Origin of the sequence: Neorhizobium petrolearium, assembly GCF_029854435.1 — a bacterium.
Taxonomy (GTDB): domain Bacteria; phylum Pseudomonadota; class Alphaproteobacteria; order Rhizobiales; family Rhizobiaceae; genus Neorhizobium; species Neorhizobium petrolearium.
Genome location: NZ_CP123000.1, coordinates 4,520,339 through 4,539,719, shown reverse-complemented (window position 1 = coordinate 4,539,719; position 19,381 = coordinate 4,520,339). Strand labels below are relative to the sequence as shown.

Sequence of the window (19,381 nt, the reverse complement as noted above, 5' to 3'; positions counted from 1 at the left end):
GCTCTACCGGCTCGGGAGGTGTTGCATTTTTCAGGCTATTTCATCGGCAGATAGGCTTCGGCAAGTTCCACCCAGAAGCTCGTGCCGATCGGTAACGCGTCATCGTTGAAATCGAATCGCGGATGATGCAGCGGCGGGTCGTTGTCACTGCGCTTGGTACCGAGGAGAAAATAGGTCCCTGGTCGCTCTGCCAGCATATAGGCAAAATCCTCGCTGCCCATCGATGGACGCGGCAAATCGACGACCTTTTCCTCGCCGAACACCCGCTTGGCAAGATTGCGGACGAACGCCGTTTCCGTCTGGTGGTTGATCGTCGCCTCATAGCCGCGTTTATAGTCTATCGTCACAGTCATGCCGTAGCTTGCCGCCTGACCTTCGGCGATCATGCGAATGCGATTTTCCAGTTCATTGCGGACGATCGGATCGAAGGAGCGGATCGTCAGAACCATCTCCGCCCGCTCTGGAATCACGTTGCTGGCCGTGCCGGCATGAAAGGCTCCGACGGTAACGACCGTCGGATCGAGCGGATGAACGTTTCGCGAGGCGATTGTCTGCAGCGCCATGATGATGCTCGCACCGCAGACGATCGGATCGGCGGTGTCCTGCGGCTCGGCACCATGGCCGCCGCGGCCGTTGACGACGATGTGGCATTCGTCAACCGCCGCCATCATGGCGCCGTCCTTCACGCCGATCTGCCCGAAAGCCAGGCTTGGATCGTTATGCAGGCCGAAGACCGCGTCACAGGGAAAGCGCTCGAAAAGGCCGTCGTCGATCATCAGCTTTGCCCCGCCGAAATTTTCCTCGGCTGGTTGGAAGATCAGGTGGATCGTGCCGTCGAAATTCTTCCGCTCCGCGAGGATCCTGGCGGCTCCCAGTAGCATGGCGGTGTGGCCGTCATGACCGCAGGCATGCATCAAGCCCTTGTTCCTGCTGGCATAGTCGACGCCAGTCTCCTCCTCGATCGGCAATGCGTCGATATCGGCACGGATAGCGAGGGCGCGACTGCTGACGCCATTCCTGAGTGTCGCGACGAGCCCGGTCCGGCCAAGGCCGCGAGTGACTTCGTACCCGAACTCGATGAGCTGCCTGGCGATGAAATCAGCCGTGTTGAACTCCGAAAGTCCGAGCTCGGGATATTGATGAAGGTAGCGGCGGATCGCTATCAATTCGGCCATGTAATTGGAAAACTGGATCGTCATTTCTCAAAGTACCGGAATTTCGATTGGATTGTTTGCGGGCGAACCGAGGCCATATCTTTCCGCTCGACATATGAATAGCAGCGTGAGCCGCCGGAGGTAACCTGCCGGCGATCAAATTTCACGCCATGCAGGAGTATCTAAGAGGAGAAATGCGTACATTGCATCTGTGTGGAAATTCCGCGCATTATCCATAGCCCACTTCCGTTCAGCCTCTATTCAGGCTGCCCCGGCTAGAGGCGGAAGATGTGTCAATCCGCGAAAAGCGGGCAATAGATTTCGGTCAATCATTTGCAATATCGAGGCCGCCCTCTATTTCCCTTCTTCGCGGATTTGCGTCAGATGGTCACCATAATCAAAATGATAACTGGCGCTTCTGATGCAGGCCGAGTAAGGCGAGGCCGACAAACCCCCAAGAGTTTTCACCCAGAAGCCGTATCCATGTCCCTTCACAATACGTCGCCAGTTTCCTCACGCGAAACCGAAGCCAAGCAGATAGACCACAACGATTCCATCCGCTCGACTTACTTCAACATCGACGGTTTGAGGGAATGTGGCGAGAAACTCGGGCGGGAGGGGACGTCCGGCCTGCCCGGCTTCGCGGGATTCGATTTCTTTCAACGTCTCAAGGAGAATGAGAAGGAGATCTTCCGGGTCTATCGGGCGGCCGCTGTCGATGTGGATGCCGGCGCGACAATTACGCCGGCTGCGGAATGGCTGCTCGACAACTACTACATCGTCGAGGAAGCGATTCAGGAAGTCCGCCGCGATTTTCCGCGCAAATTCTACCGCCAGCTTCCGACGATGACGGTTGCCGGCGAGGAAATGCCGCGTGTTCTGGCGCTTGCCTGGCTGTATGTCGCCCACACGCACAGCAGCTTGTCCCATGACGGGCTCGGGGCGATGGTCGAAGGCTTCCAGCTCAACGAGCCGCTTCAGATCGGCGAGCTCTGGGCGTTGCCCTCTTTCACACGTTTTGTCCTGATCGAGAACCTTCGCCGCATCGCTACGCGCGTCGACCGCTCTCGCAACATGCGCCGTCGCGCGAATGAAGTTGCCGACGAGATTATCCGTCTCAACGACGAGACCGCGAGCGCCGGGTTGCTCAAGGGCGTTGAAGATCTGACGAACGACAACACCTTCACTACTCAGTTTCTCTATCGCTTGCGCAACGCATCTCAGACGTCCGGCTTCGCGATCGCCTGGCTGGAGCAGCGGCTGGAGCAGGCCGGCACCGATACCGAAGAAGTGATGCTCGCCGAGCAGAATCGCCTTTCGTCCGGCAACGTGACGATGGGTAACATCATCAAGAGCTTGCGCGAGATCGACGATACGGAATGGAGCGTATGGTTCGAGGAAGTCTCGCAGATCGACAGGATCTTCCGCGAGCGTACAGACTATCAAGCTCTCGATTTCGGATCGCGCAACGCTTATCGAAACCGCATCGAACAGGTCGCCCGCCGCTCTCGTAGAAGCGAAGCGGAAGTGGCGGAAGTGGCGATCCGTTTGGCTGAAGAGGCGGCTGCCCAGGAAAATGCCGATCCGCGCGAAACCAATATCGGCGCTTTCGTCGTGGGCCGCCGGCTGAAGGAACTGGAAGCGGCGGTCGGTTACAAACCGCTCTTGGTCCAGCAGATCGTGCGTCTCGTCCGTCGCCTCAACTGGTTCGCCATCGCCGGGCCTGTCATTTTCCTGACGGTATTGGCAATGGCGATCGCCGGCTGGTTCCTCGTGCAGGCGGACATGCCGCTGCCGGTCGTTTTCTTCTTCTTGCTGATGTTTGCATTGCCGGCTTCCGAAGGTGTGACGGGCCTTTTCAATACACTCGTCACTTACGTGGTAAGGCCGGCGCGGCTCGTTGGTTACGAATTCAAGGAAGGCATTCCGGAGGAGGCGAAGACGCTTGTCGTGGTGCCCTGCCTGATTTCGGACCGCGATACGGTCGACGAACTCGTTCGCAACCTTGAAGTCCACTATCTCGCCAATCCGCACGGCGAGATCTATTTCGCGCTCTTGAGCGACTGGCGCGACGGCAAGTTTGAGGAAACAGACGCTGACCTGGAAATTCTCGATTATGCCAAGCGCGAGGTCGCTGCGCTTGCCGCCAAATATGCCCGTGACGGTAAAACACGCTTCTACCTCTTGCACCGCCGCCGCCTTTTCAACCCAAACGAGGGCGCCTGGATGGGGTGGGAGCGCAAGCGCGGCAAGCTGCACGAACTGAACCTTCTGCTCCGCGGCGATCGCGATACCACCTATCTTCCGGGCGCCAACATCGTGCCGGAAGGCATCCAGTATGTCATGACGCTCGATGCCGACACGCGCCTGATGCGCGACGCGGTGACGAAACTCGTCGGCAAGATGCATCATCCAATCAATCGACCAGTGCTCGATCCGAAGTCGAACCGCGTGATCCACGGCTATGGTCTCATGCAGCCACGCGTGACGCCTTCGCTAACGACCGGCAAGGAAGCCTCGGTCTTCCAGCGTGTCTTTTCGGTCGGACGCGGTCTCGATCCTTATGTCTTCACCGTCTCCGATGTCTATCAGGACCTCACCGGCGAGGGTAGCTTCACCGGCAAGGGCCTGTACCATGTCGATGCTTTCGAGGCTTCGCTCAAGGGACGGATCGACGAGAACTCGGTGCTTTCGCACGACCTCCTCGAAGGTTCCTTTGCACGTTGCGCGCTGGTGACTGACGTGGAACTGGTCGAGGACTTCCCGATCCGTTACGAGGTCGAAGTCTCCCGCCAGCATCGCTGGGCCCGTGGCGATTGGCAGCTTCTACCGTATATTCTTGATCCGAAGCGCGGCGTCACGGCGCTTGGCCGCTGGAAGATGATCGATAACCTGCGCCGCTCGCTCACGCCAATTGCCTGGTTCTTCGCTTCCGTACTTGGTTGGTATTTCATGGATCCGCTTGGCGCGCTGATCTGGCAGATCCTGCTGATCTTCTCGCTGTTCGTCGCTCCGACCTTGTCACTGGTTACCGGCCTTCTGCCGCATTCCACAGACATCGTCCCCAGAGCGCATTTCTACTCCGTCTGGTCAGATATCCGCTCCGCCAATGCGCAGGTTGCGCTTCGCGTCGTCTTCATTGCGGATGCCGCCTGCATCATGACGGATGCGATCACCCGCTCTCTCTATCGCCTGTTCTTCAGCCGCAAGCTGATGCTGGAATGGCGAACCGCTGCTTCAATCCAGTCGAGTGCGCAAGGCAGCCCGCAGGACTACTACAAAGCGATGTGGCATGCTCCGGCGATTGCGGTTCTCAGCATCATCCTCTCGGCAATTCCCGGCGACAATGCTTTCCTCGTCGGCATCCCGTTTGCCGTACTCTGGATCTTCTCGCCGCTCGTCGCCTGGTATGTGAGCCAATCGGCGGAAACGGAAGATCGTCTCTTTGTGCCGGAACCGGTGTCGGTTGAGCTGCGCAAGATCGCCCGCCGCACCTGGCGCTACTTCGAAGCGTTCGTCACGCTCGAGCAGAACTATCTGCCGCCGGACAATTTCCAGGAGAAACCGGATCCGATCATCGCCAAGCGCACGTCGCCTACCAATATCGGCGTCTATCTGCTGTCGACGATTTCGGCGCGGAATTTCGGCTGGATCAGCTTTACCGACACGATCGAGCGCATCGAGCAGACTATTTCCAGCATAGAGAGAATGGACAAGTTCCGCGGCCATCTCTTCAACTGGTATCACACCGACACGCTGAAACCGCTCGGCCCCCGCTACGTCTCGTCGGTCGACAGCGGCAACCTCGCCGGTCATCTGATTGCAATCTCGTCGGCTTGCCGTATCTGGTCTGAGGCGCCGTCTGCGCACCTTCAGGGCAATCTCGACGGTATCGGGGATGTCGCGGGCATTCTCGCCGAAACGCTGAAGGCACTGCCGGACGACCGCAAAACCGTTCGTCCGTTGCGTCGTCGCCTCGAGGAGCGCATTGCCGGCTTCGGCAATGCGCTTGCCGCCGTTAAGCGTGAACACGAATTTGCTTCGATTCGCATCATCAATCTGGCAGTGCTCGCGCGCGATATCCAGAAGCTTGCGACCAATCTCGACCATGAAGTGCGTTCGACGCAAAGCGAGGAGGTCACCCGCTGGGCTGCATCGCTCGTCAATATCTGCGAGGTGCATATCGCCGATAGTGTCTTCGACAATGCCAATATCGAATCGTTGCGCGAGCGGTTGATCGCCTTGCGGGACCGCACCCGCAATCTTGCCTTCTCGATGGACTTCAGCTTCCTGTTCCGTAAGGAACGCCGGCTGCTGTCGATCGGTTATCGTGTCGAAACCAACGAGCTGGACGAAGCCTGCTACGACTTGCTGGCATCTGAATGCCGCCTCACCAGCCTTTTTGCGATCGCCAAGGGCGACATCCCGACCGAACACTGGTATCGCCTCGGCCGCCAGGTCGTGCCGATCGGCGCACAGGGTGCGCTCGTTTCGTGGTCCGGCTCGATGTTCGAATATCTGATGCCGCCGCTCGTCATGCAGGAGCGTCAGGGCGGCATTCTGAACCAGACGAACAATCTGGTGGTCAAGGAGCAGATGAATCACGGCAAGCGTCTCGGAACGCCCTGGGGTATTTCCGAAGCGGCTTTTAATGCCCGCGACCATCAGTTCAACTACCAGTACACGAATTTCGGGGTCCCGACCCTTGGTCTCAAGCGCGGTCTTGGGCAGAATGCGGTGATCGCGCCTTACGCGTCGATCCTTGCTAGCCAATATGATCCCATCGCGGCCGCGGAAAATCTGGAAGAGCTGCGCTCGCTCGGCGCACTTGGCATGTTCGGCTTCCACGATGCGGTCGATTTCACCCCGACCCGGGTGCCGGAAGGCCAGCGTTGCGCAGTGGTCTACAACTACTATGCCCATCATCACGGCATGTCGATCGCAGCGATTGCCAACGTCGTCATGAACGGTCTGTTGCGCGAGCTCTTCCATTCCGATCCGGTGATCGAAGCGGCCGAACTGCTTCTGCAGGAAAAGGCGCCGCGTGACATACCGGTCATGAGCGCCAAGCATGAGGAGACCCCCGGAAAGGGCCAGGGCGAACTGCTGCGCCCGGAAATCCGCACCATCAACAATCCGGCCTCCAAGGAGCGTGAACTGGTGCTTCTGTCGAACGGCCATTACTCGGTCATGCTCACGGCCACCGGCTCCGGTTATTCCCGCTGGAACGGCATGTCGGTCGCCCGCTGGAAACCCGACCCGACGGAAGACCGCTGGGGGCAGTTCCTGTTCCTGCGCGATACCACGACCGGTGACTGGTGGTCCGCGACCACCGAGCCGCGACGTGCGGAAGGCGAGCAGACGAAAGTCATCTTCAGCGATGAACGCGCCGAGTTCCACAAGACGATCGGCGACCTGACGAGCATCGTCGAATGTATCGTCGCAACGGAACACGATGCGGAGGGGCGCCGCTTGACGCTGCTCAACATGGGGACCGAGGACCGCTTCATCGAGGTAACTTCCTACCTCGAGCCCGTGCTGGCGGCAGAAGATGACGACAATGCTCATCCGGTCTTCTCGCGCATGTTCGTCCGCACCGAGATCGGCAAGCGTGGCGACGTGATCCGCGCCTGGCGCAACAAGCGCAACCCGAATGATCCGGATATGATCATCGCGCATCTGGCGGCCGACAATGCGGGCTCGGCGCGTCCGACCGAATTCGAAACGGATCGCCGGAAGTTCCTGGGCCGCGGTCGTACGCTTTCGGAGGCTGCCGCATTCGATGACGGTGCGACACTCTCTGGCACCGACGGTTTCACGCTCGACCCCATCCTCTCGTTGCGCCGGGTCGTTCGCGTACCAGCCGGCAAGAAGGTGAGCGTCATATTCTGGACGATCGCCGCGCCGAAGCGTGACGAACTCGACCAAGCAATCGAACGTTACCGTCATCCGGATGCGTTTCAGACCGAGCTCACCCAGGCCTGGACACGCACGCAGGTACAGATGCGCCATCTCGGCGTATCGTCCCAGGATGCTGCGGCCTTCCAGCATCTGGCGCGCTATCTCATCTATCCGGACATGCAGCTTCGCGCTGATCAGTCAACGATCCAGGCCGGCATGCAACCGCAGTCGTCGCTCTGGCCGTCCTCCGTCTCGGGTGATTTCCCGATCTTCACGCTACGCATCAATGACGACAACGACATGGCGGTCGCCAAGGAAGCGATGAGCGCGCAGGAATACCTGCGGTCACGCGGTGTGGTCTCGGACCTCGTGATCTTCAATGAGCGTGCCGCGTCCTACGCGCAGGAAATGCAGCATGCGATCGAATATCTCTCCGAAACCGCCCGCCGGCTCGGTCAGCAGGAAGGCCAGCGTCAGCACGTCTTTTCGCTTCGACGCGACATCATGGAGGAGGAGGGATCGGAGAGTCTGATCGCCGCTTCGCGCGTAGTCCTTCATGCACGCAACGGCAAAATCAGCGACCAGCTCAATCGCGCTGCCTCTATCTTTGCGCCGCCGAAGGATCAAGAGGTCGAGATCGATCGTCGCCCGCTGTCGAAGGGCGAGATCTTCCAGGCTCCGACAGAGATCGAGACAGCCGCCGATCTGGACTTCTGGAACGGCTACGGCGGCTTCTCGAAGGATGGCAGCGAATATGTCGTCCGCCTGCACGGTGGTCAGGCTACGCCTCAGCCGTGGATCAACGTTATCTCCAACGAGAAGTTCGGTTTCCATATCTCGGCGGAAGGAGCAGGCTTCACCTGGGCGCAGAATTCCCGCGACTACCAGTTGACGCCGTGGTCGAACGACATGGTCATCAATCGGCCCGGCGAAGCGTTCTACGTTGCCGATCGGGACAGCGGTGCCATCCTCACGCCATTTGCCGCTCTGTCGCGCAAGCCGGAAGTCAAGTTTGAGGCTCGGCACGGTCTCGGCTATTCGGTCTTCACCTCCGAGGATGATGGCCTGAGGCTGGAACTGATGCAGACGGTCGATCGCACACGTCCGGCCAAGCTATCGTCGTTCTTCCTGCGCAATATTGGCTCCGAGACCCGTAAGCTGCGAGTTTACGGTTATGCGGAATGGCTGCTCGGCAGTAATCCGGCGCGATCGATTCCGTTCATCCTGTCGAGCCGCGACGAGGAAACAGGAGCGCTCTTTGCGACCAATCCCTACAGTATCGATTATCGCCGTTTCGCTTTCATGGCGATGAAGGAGATGCCGTCCGGCTTCACGGCCAGCCGCCGTGAATTCATCGGCAGGTTCGGTTCGGTGCAGTTGCCGGCGGCGGTTACGTCCGCTTCAGCGCTCAACGGCTCGCTTGATCTAGACGGCGATCCGTGCGCGGCGCTTTGCTGCGATATAGAGCTCGCGCCGGGCGAGGAAAAGAAGCTCACCTTCTTCCTCGGGGACGCGGATACGAAAGAGGATGCACAGGCGCTTGTCGCTGAACTGCGCAACGAAGAGTTCGATGCGGCTCTCAAGACAAATCGCGACTTCTGGAAGGGGTTCACCGGGCGTCTCAAGATATCGACGCCGGATAAGTCGCTCGACAACATGGTCAATCACTGGCTGCCCTATCAGGCATTCGGTTGCCGCATCCTGGCTCGCACGGCCTTCTATCAGGCATCTGGAGCCTTCGGTTTCCGTGATCAATTGCAGGATACGCTGGCCTTCCTGGTGCATGAGCCCTCGCTTGCCCGCCGCCAGATCGTCAATGCGGCCTCGCGGCAGTTCAAGGAAGGCGATGTGCAGCACTGGTGGCTGCCAAATTCCGGCGCCGGTGTCCGCACGATGATTTCCGACGACGTGGTCTGGCTGGCTTATGCGGCGCATCAGTATGTCGCGGCAACGGGCGACAAGTCGCTGCTGGATGAAGAGCTCGCCTTCCTGGAAGGTCCGCTTCTGGAAAAGCACAAGCATGATGCTTTCTTCAAACCGGAGATTTCGTCCGAGACGGCGAGCCTCTACGAACATGCGGCGAAAGGGCTTGACCTTGCGATCGTCCGCACTGGCGATAATGGCCTGCCACTGATCCTCGGCGGTGACTGGAATGACGGCATGAACAGAGTTGGGGTCGGCGGCCGTGGCGTGAGTATCTGGCTTGGCTGGTTCCTTGCAAGTGCTCTGCGGAACTTCCTGCCCTACGCGCAGGAGCGGAACGACCGTCAGCGTGTCGAGCGATGGACGGCCCATCTTGAAGGCTTGAGGCAAGCTCTGGAGAAGGCCGGCTGGGACGGTAGCTATTATCGTCGCGGCTATTTCGACGATGGGTCTCCGCTCGGTTCCGGCTCCAGCGATGAATGCCGTATCGATTCACTCGCCCAGTCCTGGAGTGTCCTTTCCGGCGAGGGCGATCCGGATCGTGCCCGCCAAGCCATGAATGCGGTGCTCGACAAGTTGGTCGACGAGGAAGCGGGCATCATCCGCCTCTTCACGCCGCCGTTTCAGGATACCCGCAAGGATCCAGGCTATATCCGCGCATATCCGCCGGGCGTCCGGGAGAATGGCGGTCAGTATACCCATGCGGCAATCTGGGTTGTGCTTGCTCTGGCGGCGCAGAAGCGTGGCGACGATGCCTGGAAGTGCTTCCAGATCCTCAATCCGATCAACCACGCGCTCGACCGCTCCGCAGCAGAGACCTACCGCGTGGAGCCTTATGTGATATCGGCCGATGTCTATGGTCATGGGCCGTACACCGGGCGAGGCGGCTGGAGCTGGTACACAGGCTCGGCCGGCTGGCTCTATCGCGCGGCGGTTGAGGGTATTCTTGGCCTTCGGCGCCAAGGAGATAGGCTCTTTGTCGACCCGGTCCTGCCGACCGGCTGGAACGGCTTTACCGCCGAACTTACGATCGACGACGTGGTTCACAAGATTGAGGTCGAAAACGGCAAGGTGACTGTCGACGGCAAGGCGGTGAACGAAACGGAGGGTTTTCTCTTGGGCACATCCGCTGCCAGGAAATTGTCAGAGCCGGCTCATAGCTAATACCTGCCGGTAAGAATCAACCAAAGAAAACCCGCCGCCATATAAATGGCGGCGGGTTTTCTTTGGTAGTCGGGAAGATCAGATCAGGCGGGTTGCGCGACTGCTCCGGCCTCATTTCTGGTGTCGTCGTCAGTCAGGATGCCGCTGGCTTTGAGCAGCGAAGCGAAACGCCCGCCACTCTGGCTGAGCTCATCGTAGCTGCCCATCTCGATGATGCGACCATTGTCGAGGAAGATCACCTTGTTGGCATCCCGGATGGTCGACAGCCTGTGAGCAATGATAAAGGTCGTCCGGTCCTTGCGCAGTCGATCGATCGCTGCCTTTACACGGGCCTCGGTTTCCACATCGAGCGCGCTGGTCGCCTCGTCAAGGACCAGAATCGGTGCGTTCTTGAGGATGGCACGCGCAATCGCGATGCGCTGACGCTCGCCACCGGAGAGGCGGTTGCCGCGCTCGCCGACCGATGTATCGTAACCGCTGAGCCGGCTTTCGATGAAGTCGGTTGCGGCTGCTGCCTCGGCCGCCTTGGCAATTTCCTCCTCGGTCGCACCCTCGCGGCCGAGACGGATATTCTCACTGATCGAACGGTTCAGGAGGCCGGCATCCTGAAAGACGGTAGCGATCGATTGACGCAGCGATTTGCGCGTCACGGTGCCGATATCCGTGCCATCGATGAGGATATTGCCTTCCTGAGGATCGTAGACCCGTTGCAGGAGATTGATGAGAGTCGTTTTGCCGGCGCCGGTTGGGCCGACAATCGCAACTGTTTCTCCGGCCTTGGCAATAAAGGAGATATCATGCACCCCCTGCTTCGTGTTTGAAAAGCCGAAGGAGACATTGCGGAATTCCACTTCGCCCCGCACCGCGTCGAGTTCGCGGGCATCGGCCGGCTCGGCGCGTTCTTCGACCGAATCTTCAAGGGCGAAGAAGTCTTCGAGCTTGGCACGCGCCTCGAAAATCTGGGTGGCAAACTGGCGCAGCAGATCGAGGCGACCGATCAGGAGGTTCGCAAAACCGATAAAGGCCACGACATCGCCAACCCGCAATTCGCCCCGCTGTACCAGGAGAGTTCCTATGACGAGGATAACGCCCATGGATACGGTCGAAGCCGTGCGGTTCAGCGCGCTCGCAAGCGCCCACCAATCGAGCACCGGATATTGGGCGGCGAGCAGATCCTTGGTGTAGCCTCTGAGAGCCTTGGTCTCAGCCTCGATGCGATTGTAGCTATGCAGCACCGAAACATTGCTGATCGAATCGCTCACATGCGAAAAGACTGTGTGATAATGGTTTTCGACGGAAGCTTGTCCTTCCTTCGTGCGGTTCATCACCGTCACGCCGATGATCCAGTAGAGCACGCTCAGGACCAGCAATACGATGCTGAGCCGCCAATCCATCGATATCGCCGTAGGGACGAGGAGGATAAGTGCTACCGCCGTCGCGAGATGGGTGCGCATGAATTCGAGCCAGAGGCCGAACAGGCTCTCTGCTGCCCGAAGAAGAGTGTGTAGTGCGTTCGACGTACCGCGCTGATGATGCCAGGAGAGCGGCATGGATATGATTCGCCCGAAGGCTTCTGTCAGCAGTGACGCCCTGCGGCCATGAGCAAGCCTGTCCGCCTCCCGGGCGACCAAGACGTAGGCAACAGTGTTGAAGACGCCGAATCCCGCCCAAAGCGTGAGCACCGGCGCCACCGGGCCGCCGGATGAAATGGCATCGATGATCCGGCCGAAGAGAATTGGTTCGGCAATGGTGATGACGGCAAGCACGATGTTTGCGATGACGACCGCGGTTACCCGCCACCGGTTCTTCGCCAGATATTTGAGAGCTCGTGCATAAACCTGGAACAGCGTCAAATGGCGCAACCTCTTGATATGAAGCCGCCATCGCGGCCGGCACTTGAAACTTAAAGATCGGAAAAGGCAATTCCGCGACGGAGATAATGTCCTTCTGCCAGAAATGTTTCATAAAGAGCAAGGCTTCGCGTCATCGGCGGCCCCGTCGGGTTGCCGGCTTCCCTCACGAAACCGTCAAGGGCTAGATTTCGCGGTGTACCTTCAATGAATGATAACTATGCTAATCGATTATGTACGAGGGAATTTATAGAAATTTAACGTAAACCAAAAGACGCCAAGAATGGGCATATCAGGGGGTGGTTTTGAATATTCAACTGATCGTGCAACTCTTGGTACTTGTTGGGGAAGTCAAGACAGAGGCGGAATTAACGGCTGAACTCGAATCCCTGCTGAAGGCTTATGGCTTTGAATATTACAGCGTGCTCGTCCAGCCTCGACCCAATCAGGACCCTGCGCGTGTGGCGCTGGCCAGCCGCTGGCCAGCGGGCTGGCCGGAAATCTATGCTGGTCGCAAATACGTTCTCGTGGATCCGGCGATCCGAATGCTCAGCATCGGGCAGAGGTCCATCCGCTGGCGCGACGCTATCTTCGCGCTCAGGAACGACCCCCATAAGCAGCGCATGCAGCGGATGATGCAGGAAGGGATCCGTTACGGTCTGCAGGATGGCTACATCTTTCCCGTATATGGCCGCATTGGATTGCTTGGCTATATGACGGTCGGAGGTCGGCCCGTCGATCTTTCGCCGGCCGAAATGGCACTTTTTGATGCGGCCGCGAAGAAGGTGTTCTGGCGCTTTATGGAGCTGCGCGGCCAGGCCGAAGAGCTGGAAACCGTTGCAAATGTGGATACGCAGCTCACGCGCCGCGAAATGGAAGTCATCAGTCTGCTTGCAGATGGCCTGACTTCTAACGAGATTGCCAGGTCGCTCGATATTTCAAGCCATACGGTAGACTGGTACATCAACGGTCTGCAGGAGAAATTGAGGGCGAAGAATCGGCAGCATGTGGTCGCTTCCGCCTTTCGTTTGGGCCTTGTCATCTGAGCGCACCAGCGCCTTGAAACCATCTGACACAAATTTGACATCCGGCATCCGTTCAAATTGCGCTTGCCTGATTAAGGCGATATGACTTTCTTTGCAGTGCAGCATTTTTCTCGATGGCACGTGGGAGGTCCGTTTTGCCGATTTCGAAAATTCTCGTTGCCAACCGCTCTGAAATTGCCATCCGCGTCTTCCGGGCCGCCAATGAGTTGGGCATCAAAACGGTTGCGATCTGGGCGGAGGAGGACAAGCTCTCGCTGCATCGCTTCAAGGCTGATGAAAGTTACCAGGTCGGCCGCGGCCCACATCTTGACCGCGATCTGGGGCCAATCGAGAGCTACCTATCGATTCCGGAGATTATCCGCGTCGCGAAGCTTTCCGGTGCCGATGCCATTCACCCAGGTTATGGCCTGCTGTCCGAAAGCCCTGAATTCGTCGAGGCCTGCAATGCTGCGGGCATCACGTTCATAGGGCCAACCGCCGAGACGATGCGGCAGCTCGGCAACAAGGTTGCCGCCCGCAATCTTGCGATTTCCGTGGGCGTGCCGGTGGTTCCAGCAACCGAGCCGCTGCCCGACGACATGGCCGAAGTGGCGAAGATGGCCACGCAGATCGGCTATCCGGTGATGCTGAAGGCGTCCTGGGGTGGTGGCGGGCGCGGCATGCGCGTCATCCGCTCCGAAGCGGATCTCGCCAAGGAAGTAACGGAGGCCAAGCGCGAGGCCAAGGCTGCCTTCGGCAAGGACGAGGTCTATCTCGAAAAACTCGTCGAACATGCCCGCCATGTCGAAAGCCAGATACTCGGCGATACGCATGGCAATGCCGTGCATCTCTTCGAGCGTGACTGTTCGATCCAGCGCCGTAATCAGAAGGTCGTGGAGCGGGCTCCGGCGCCTTATCTCACGGATGCCCAGCGCCGGGAGCTGGCGGACTATTCACTGAAGATTGCCAGGGCGACGAATTATATCGGCGCCGGCACGGTCGAGTATCTGATGGATGCCGATACCGGCAAATTCTACTTCATCGAAGTGAATCCCCGCATCCAGGTGGAACATACGGTGACTGAGGTCGTCACCGGCATAGATATCGTCAAGGCCCAGATCCACATCCTCGAAGGGGCGGCGATCGGCACGCCTGAATCGGGTGTCCCGTCACAAGAAAACATCCGTCTCAATGGCCATGCGCTGCAATGCCGTATCACCACGGAGGATCCGGAGCACAACTTCATTCCGGATTACGGCCGCATCACCGCCTATCGCTCGGCAGCCGGCTTCGGCATTCGCCTCGATGGCGGGACGGCCTATTCCGGCGCGATCATCACCCGCTACTATGATCCGCTGCTCGTCAAGGTGACGGCATGGGGCGCTTCGCCCGGAGAGGCGATCAGCCGTATGGATCGGGCGCTGCGCGAATTCCGTATCCGCGGGGTTGCGACCAATCTGACCTTCCTCGAAGCGATCATCGGCCATCCGAAGTTCCGCGACAATTCCTATACGACACGCTTCATCGACACGACGCCGGAGCTCTTTGAGCAGGTGAGGCGGGCCGATCGCGCCACCAAACTGCTCACCTATCTTGCCGACGTCACCGTCAACGGCCACCCCGAGACCAAGGGTCGGCCCATGCCTTCTGAGCAGGCCGCAAAGCCGATCGTGCCTTACATTAACGGGCCTGTTCCCGACGGAACCAAGCAGCTTCTCGACAATCTCGGTCCAAAGAAATTCGCCGAATGGATGCGCAATGAAAAGCGCGCCCTTGTGACGGACACAACCATGCGCGACGGACACCAGTCGCTGCTTGCCACCCGCATGCGGACCTATGACATCGCGCATATTGCCGGTGTCTATGCACGCGCGCTGCCGAACCTCTTTTCGCTGGAATGCTGGGGTGGTGCGACCTTCGATGTGTCCATGCGCTTCCTGACGGAAGATCCATGGGAGCGCCTGGCGCTCATACGTGAGGGAGCGCCGAACCTGTTGCTGCAGATGCTGCTGCGTGGGGCCAACGGCGTCGGCTACAAGAACTATCCGGACAATGTCGTGAAATATTTCGTCCGGCAGGCCGCGAAGGGCGGAATCGATCTCTTCCGCGTCTTCGACTGCCTGAATTGGGTCGAGAACATGCGCGTTTCCATGGACGCGGTCCAGGAAGAGAACAAGCTGTGCGAGGCGGCGATCTGCTATACCGGGGACCTCCTGAACTCTGCACGCCCGAAATACGATCTCAAGTATTATGTCGCGTTGGCTGAGGAACTGGAGAAGGCCGGTGCCCATATCATCGCGCTCAAGGACATGGCTGGTCTCCTGAAACCCGCTGCGGCACGTGTGCTCTTCAAGGCGCTGCGCGAGGCGACTTCCCTGCCGATCCATTTCCATACGCATGACACGTCCGGCATATCGGCGGCGACGGTTCTTGCCGCAGTGGAGGCAGGCGTCGATGCGGTCGATGCGGCCATGGATGCCTTGTCCGGAAACACGTCGCAGCCCTGCCTCGGCTCGATCGTCGAGGCGCTCGCCGGGTCCGAGCGCGATCCTGGTCTTGATCCGGAATGGATTCGCCGCATCTCCTTCTATTGGGAAGCGGTGCGGGCCCAGTATGCCGCCTTCGAGAGCGACCTCAAGGGGCCGGCTTCCGAAGTCTATCTGCACGAGATGCCGGGTGGCCAGTTCACCAATCTCAAGGAACAGGCCCGTTCGCTCGGCCTCGACACCAAGTGGCACAGGGTGGCGCAGGCATACGCGGACGCCAACCGGATGTTCGGCGATATTGTCAAGGTAACACCGTCTTCCAAGGTGGTGGGCGACATGGCGCTGATGATGGTCAGCCAGGACCTCACTGTTGCAGATGTCGAGAACCCGGACAGGGACATAGCCTTCCCGGACTCGGTCGTTTCGATGCTAAAGGGTGACCTCGGTCAGCCGCCGGGCGGTTGGCCGAAGGCATTGCAGAAGAAGGCGCTCAAGGGAGAGAAGCCCTATACGGTGCGGCCGGGCTCTCTGCTGCCGGACGCCGATCTTGATGCCGAGCGCAAGACGATCGAGGATAAGCTCGGACGCGAAATTGATGATTTCGAGTTCTCATCCTATCTCATGTATCCCAAGGTCTTCACCGACTTCGCCATGGCGGTTGAGACATACGGCCCCGTCTCGGTTCTGCCGACGCCCGCCTACTTTTATGGTCTGAAGGACGGAGAGGAACTGTTCGCGGATATTGAAAGGGGCAAGACACTGGTCGTCGTCAATCAGGCAATCAGCCAGACCGACGCACAGGGTATGGTGACGGTGTTCTTCGAACTCAACGGGCAACCGCGCCGCATCAAGGTGCCGGACCGGGCGCATGGTGCTTCAGGGGCCGCGGTTCGTCGCAAGGCCGAGGTCGGCAATGCCACCCATCTCGGTGCGCCCATGCCGGGTGTACTCTCCCGCGTCTTCGTGTCGGCCGGTCAGGCTGTGAAGGCGGGCGATGTTTTGCTTTCCATCGAAGCAATGAAGATGGAAACCGCCTTGCATGCGGAAAAGGACGGCACAATCGCCGAGGTGCTGGTAAAGGCCGGCGACCAGATCGACGCCAAGGACCTCCTGATCGTCTACGGCGGCTGATCTCCAGTCGTCTCCGTGGCTTCTTAGTCAAGGCCACGAACCGCTCGCGCAATCAACCGTGGGGGGCGACGCGTTGCGGGTTTCTTTCCGATACAATTTGTGAGAGGGAAGTGGCCGCTGCAATATTGCAAGTCTAATCGATTTAAATATGGTCGCGGCAGCTGCAAGGAATGATCTCATGGATAGCCGCGCTCCCCTGACCAAGTCCGTTCACCATCGTGCCTTCATCACTCGGGAAAGAGCTGGCGTTTCGCTGCTCTTCCTGATGAATGGCTTCATGATTGGTGCGTGGGCGCCGAAGATTCCGGAGTTTGCAGGCCGGTTGGGCCTCAGCGAGAGTATGCTCGGGGTGATGATCCTGATCTTCGGCCTCGGTTCGCTGGTGATGATGCCGCTTGCCGGAAGCCAGATTGCCCGGTTCGGCTCGAGCCAGGTTGCGAAATGGACGTCGGTGCTGCTTACGCCGACGCTGCTGCTTCTCACCTGGGTTGGCAACATCTGGACCGGTGCGGTAGCGATCTTTCTGTTCGGGGGACTGATCGGTGCGATGGACGTAGCGATGAACGCCAACGCGGTCTCGGTCGAGAAACACATGCGTAGGGCCATCATGTCCTCCTGCCATGCGTTCTGGAGCCTCGGCGGCCTTATCGGTTCGTCGACTGGCGGCTTCCTCATCGAGCATATCGGCGTCTCCGCGCATGCGATCCTCGTTACCGTGCTGGCCGCGGTGATGATCGGCGCCGCCTGGCCGACCGTGCTCCACGACGCGCCGCATCCGGAAGAAGGCAGGCATGGAAGTCGCCTTCCGCTTTCGCCGCTTCCCTGGCTGATTGGCATCATGGCACTTTTCTGCATGATCCCCGAAGGGGCGATCCTCGACTGGGGGGCCCTCTATCTTCGCAACGAACTTGCGGCTTCCGTGTCGCTGTCGGGCTTCGCCTTCGCCGCCTTTTCGCTCACCATGGCGGTGATGCGATTTGCAGGAGATTTGATCCGCGACCGCTTCGGCGCGGTCACGACGTTGCGCGTCTGCGCCGTTATCTCCATCCTCGGTCTGCTGGTGATCGGCTTTGCACAAAGCACTCCGATGGCGATCGCCGGCTTTGCGCTGACTGGCATCGGGATCTCCAACATCGTGCCCATCGCCTTTTCCGCTGCCGGCAACCTGCCGGGCATGGCCGCTGGCGTTGGCCTCTCGGTCGTGACGACCATGGGGTATTCAGGAATCCTTGTGGCGCCGTCGGCGATCGGATTCATCGCCGAGCATACCGGTCTAGCCGTAATCTTCGTTGGTCTCTCTGCGTTGATCGTCGTGGTCCTCCTGCTGTCGCCGCTTGCCCGGCATGCGGACAACGCGCATCACTGAAGGCAGGATGCCGGGAGGTTGGCCAAGCCGAGCTGCACGAGATAAAGTGAGCGCTGTGCCAGTTGACAAGCCGCAAGCCATACGCCACCTGAAAGGCGCTCCAACTGCTGAAGGCGACGAGAAGCTCCATGTCCTCACCCGTCGATTATGATCCGAAGCCGCGCCGCGCCACCGTTGCCGTCGATGTCGGCGGCGTCATCGTCGGCGGCGGTGCGCCGGTCGTAGTCCAATCCATGACCAATACGGATACGGCGGATGTGGATGCGACGGTAGCGCAGGTTGCCGCGCTTTACAGAGCGGGTTCCGAAATTGTCCGCATCACCGTTGACCGTGACGAAAGCGCCGCTGCCGTGCCAAAGATCCGCGAGCGCCTGTTGCGTCTCGGGATGGATGTGCCGCTGGTCGGCGACTTCCACTATATCGGCCACAAGCTGCTTGCCGATCATCCGGCCTGCGCCGAGGCGCTTGCGAAATACCGCATCAATCCGGGCAATGTCGGCTTCAAGGATAAGAAGGACAAGCAGTTCGGCGACATTGTCGAGATGGCGATCCGCCATGACAAGCCGGTGCGGATCGGCGTCAATTGGGGTTCGCTCGATCAGGATCTCCTGACCACGCTGATGGACCGCAATGCGGCTGAAGGTTCACCGCTCTCGGCCCGCCAGGTCATGCATGAGGCGATCGTCCAATCGGCGCTGATCTCCGCCGAACTTGCCGAACAGATCGGCCTGCCGCGTAACCGGATCATCCTGTCGGCCAAGGTCAGTCAGGTGCAGGATCTGATCGCTGTCTATTCCATGCTTGCCGAGCGCTCCAATCACGCGCTTCATCTCGGCCTTACCGAAGCCGGCATGGGCTCGAAGGGCATCGTCGCATCGTCTGCTGCCATGGGTTATGTCCTGCAACAGGGGATTGGCGACACGATCCGCGTCTCGCTGACGCCGGAGCCAAACGGCGACCGCACTCGCGAAGTGCAGGTGGCGCAGGAGCTTCTGCAGGTCATGGGTTTCCGGCAGTTCGTGCCGGTCGTCGCGGCGTGTCCCGGTTGCGGCCGCACCACGTCGACGGTCTTCCAGGAACTCGCCCAGAACATCCAGAACGACATCCGCAAGAACATGCCGGTCTGGCGCGAGAAATATCCGGGTGTCGAAGTGCTCAATGTCGCGGTCATGGGCTGCATCGTCAATGGTCCCGGTGAGAGCAAGCATGCGGATATCGGCATCTCGCTGCCGGGTACGGGTGAAACGCCGGCTGCGCCTGTCTTCATCGACGGAAAGAAGGCGATGACGTTGCGCGGGCCGAACATCGCGGCCGATTTCGAAAAGCTCGTCATCGACTATATCGAGAACCGTTTCGGCCAGAAAACGGCCGCCGAATAAAG

The 19,381-nt window shown here is 59.4% G+C and carries 7 protein-coding genes; 5 read left to right on the top strand and 2 right to left on the bottom strand.

Annotated elements, in window-relative coordinates:
- Positions 1-35: 35 nt before the first annotated feature.
- Positions 36-1,199 (bottom strand): M20 aminoacylase family protein, encoded by a 1,164-nt coding sequence (locus QEO92_RS22015; RefSeq protein WP_227704425.1) that lies wholly within the window; start codon positions 1,197-1,199, stop codon positions 36-38.
- A gap of 438 nt (positions 1,200-1,637) precedes the next feature.
- Between QEO92_RS22015 and QEO92_RS22010 the strand changes: the two genes are divergently transcribed.
- Positions 1,638-10,142, top strand: a complete 8,505-nt coding sequence (locus QEO92_RS22010; RefSeq protein WP_227704424.1) for a glycoside hydrolase family 94 protein — start codon at positions 1,638-1,640, stop codon at positions 10,140-10,142.
- 83 nt (positions 10,143-10,225) lie between these two features.
- Here the strand turns inward: QEO92_RS22010 and QEO92_RS22005 are convergent, their stop codons facing one another.
- The gene (locus QEO92_RS22005) at positions 10,226-11,995 is read right to left on the bottom strand and encodes a glucan ABC transporter ATP-binding protein/ permease (protein ID WP_227704423.1); all 1,770 of its coding nucleotides are present in this window, start codon (positions 11,993-11,995) and stop codon (positions 10,226-10,228) included.
- A gap of 302 nt (positions 11,996-12,297) precedes the next feature.
- Between QEO92_RS22005 and QEO92_RS22000 the strand changes: the two genes are divergently transcribed.
- From QEO92_RS22000 to ispG, 4 genes are all read left to right on the top strand, one after another.
- On the top strand, positions 12,298-13,038 hold the full coding sequence (locus QEO92_RS22000; protein ID WP_227704422.1) for a LuxR family transcriptional regulator: 741 nt from the start codon (positions 12,298-12,300) through the stop codon (positions 13,036-13,038).
- A gap of 134 nt (positions 13,039-13,172) precedes the next feature.
- Positions 13,173-16,634 (top strand): pyruvate carboxylase, encoded by a 3,462-nt coding sequence (gene pyc, locus QEO92_RS21995; RefSeq protein WP_227704421.1) that lies wholly within the window; start codon positions 13,173-13,175, stop codon positions 16,632-16,634.
- 178 nt (positions 16,635-16,812) lie between these two features.
- Positions 16,813-18,000, top strand: coding sequence for an MFS transporter (locus tag QEO92_RS21990; RefSeq protein ID WP_037156565.1), 1,188 nt, complete (start codon positions 16,813-16,815; stop codon positions 17,998-18,000).
- A 128-nt stretch (positions 18,001-18,128) separates the two neighbouring features.
- Positions 18,129-19,379, top strand: coding sequence for a flavodoxin-dependent (E)-4-hydroxy-3-methylbut-2-enyl-diphosphate synthase (gene ispG, locus QEO92_RS21985; RefSeq protein WP_227704420.1), 1,251 nt, complete (start codon positions 18,129-18,131; stop codon positions 19,377-19,379).
- Positions 19,380-19,381: the final 2 nt, after the last annotated feature.

Excerpts from the sequence above, each read along its gene's own strand:
- QEO92_RS21990 (WP_037156565.1), top strand. The coding sequence starts at position 16,813 with ATGGATAGCCGCGCTCCCCTGACCAAGTCCGTTCACCATCGTGCCTTC.
- QEO92_RS22010 (WP_227704424.1), top strand. The coding sequence starts at position 1,638 with ATGTCCCTTCACAATACGTCGCCAGTTTCCTCACGCGAAACCGAAGCC.
- ispG (WP_227704420.1), top strand. The coding sequence starts at position 18,129 with ATGTCCTCACCCGTCGATTATGATCCGAAGCCGCGCCGCGCCACCGTT.
- QEO92_RS22015 (WP_227704425.1), bottom strand. The coding sequence starts at position 1,199 with ATGACGATCCAGTTTTCCAATTACATGGCCGAATTGATAGCGATCCGC.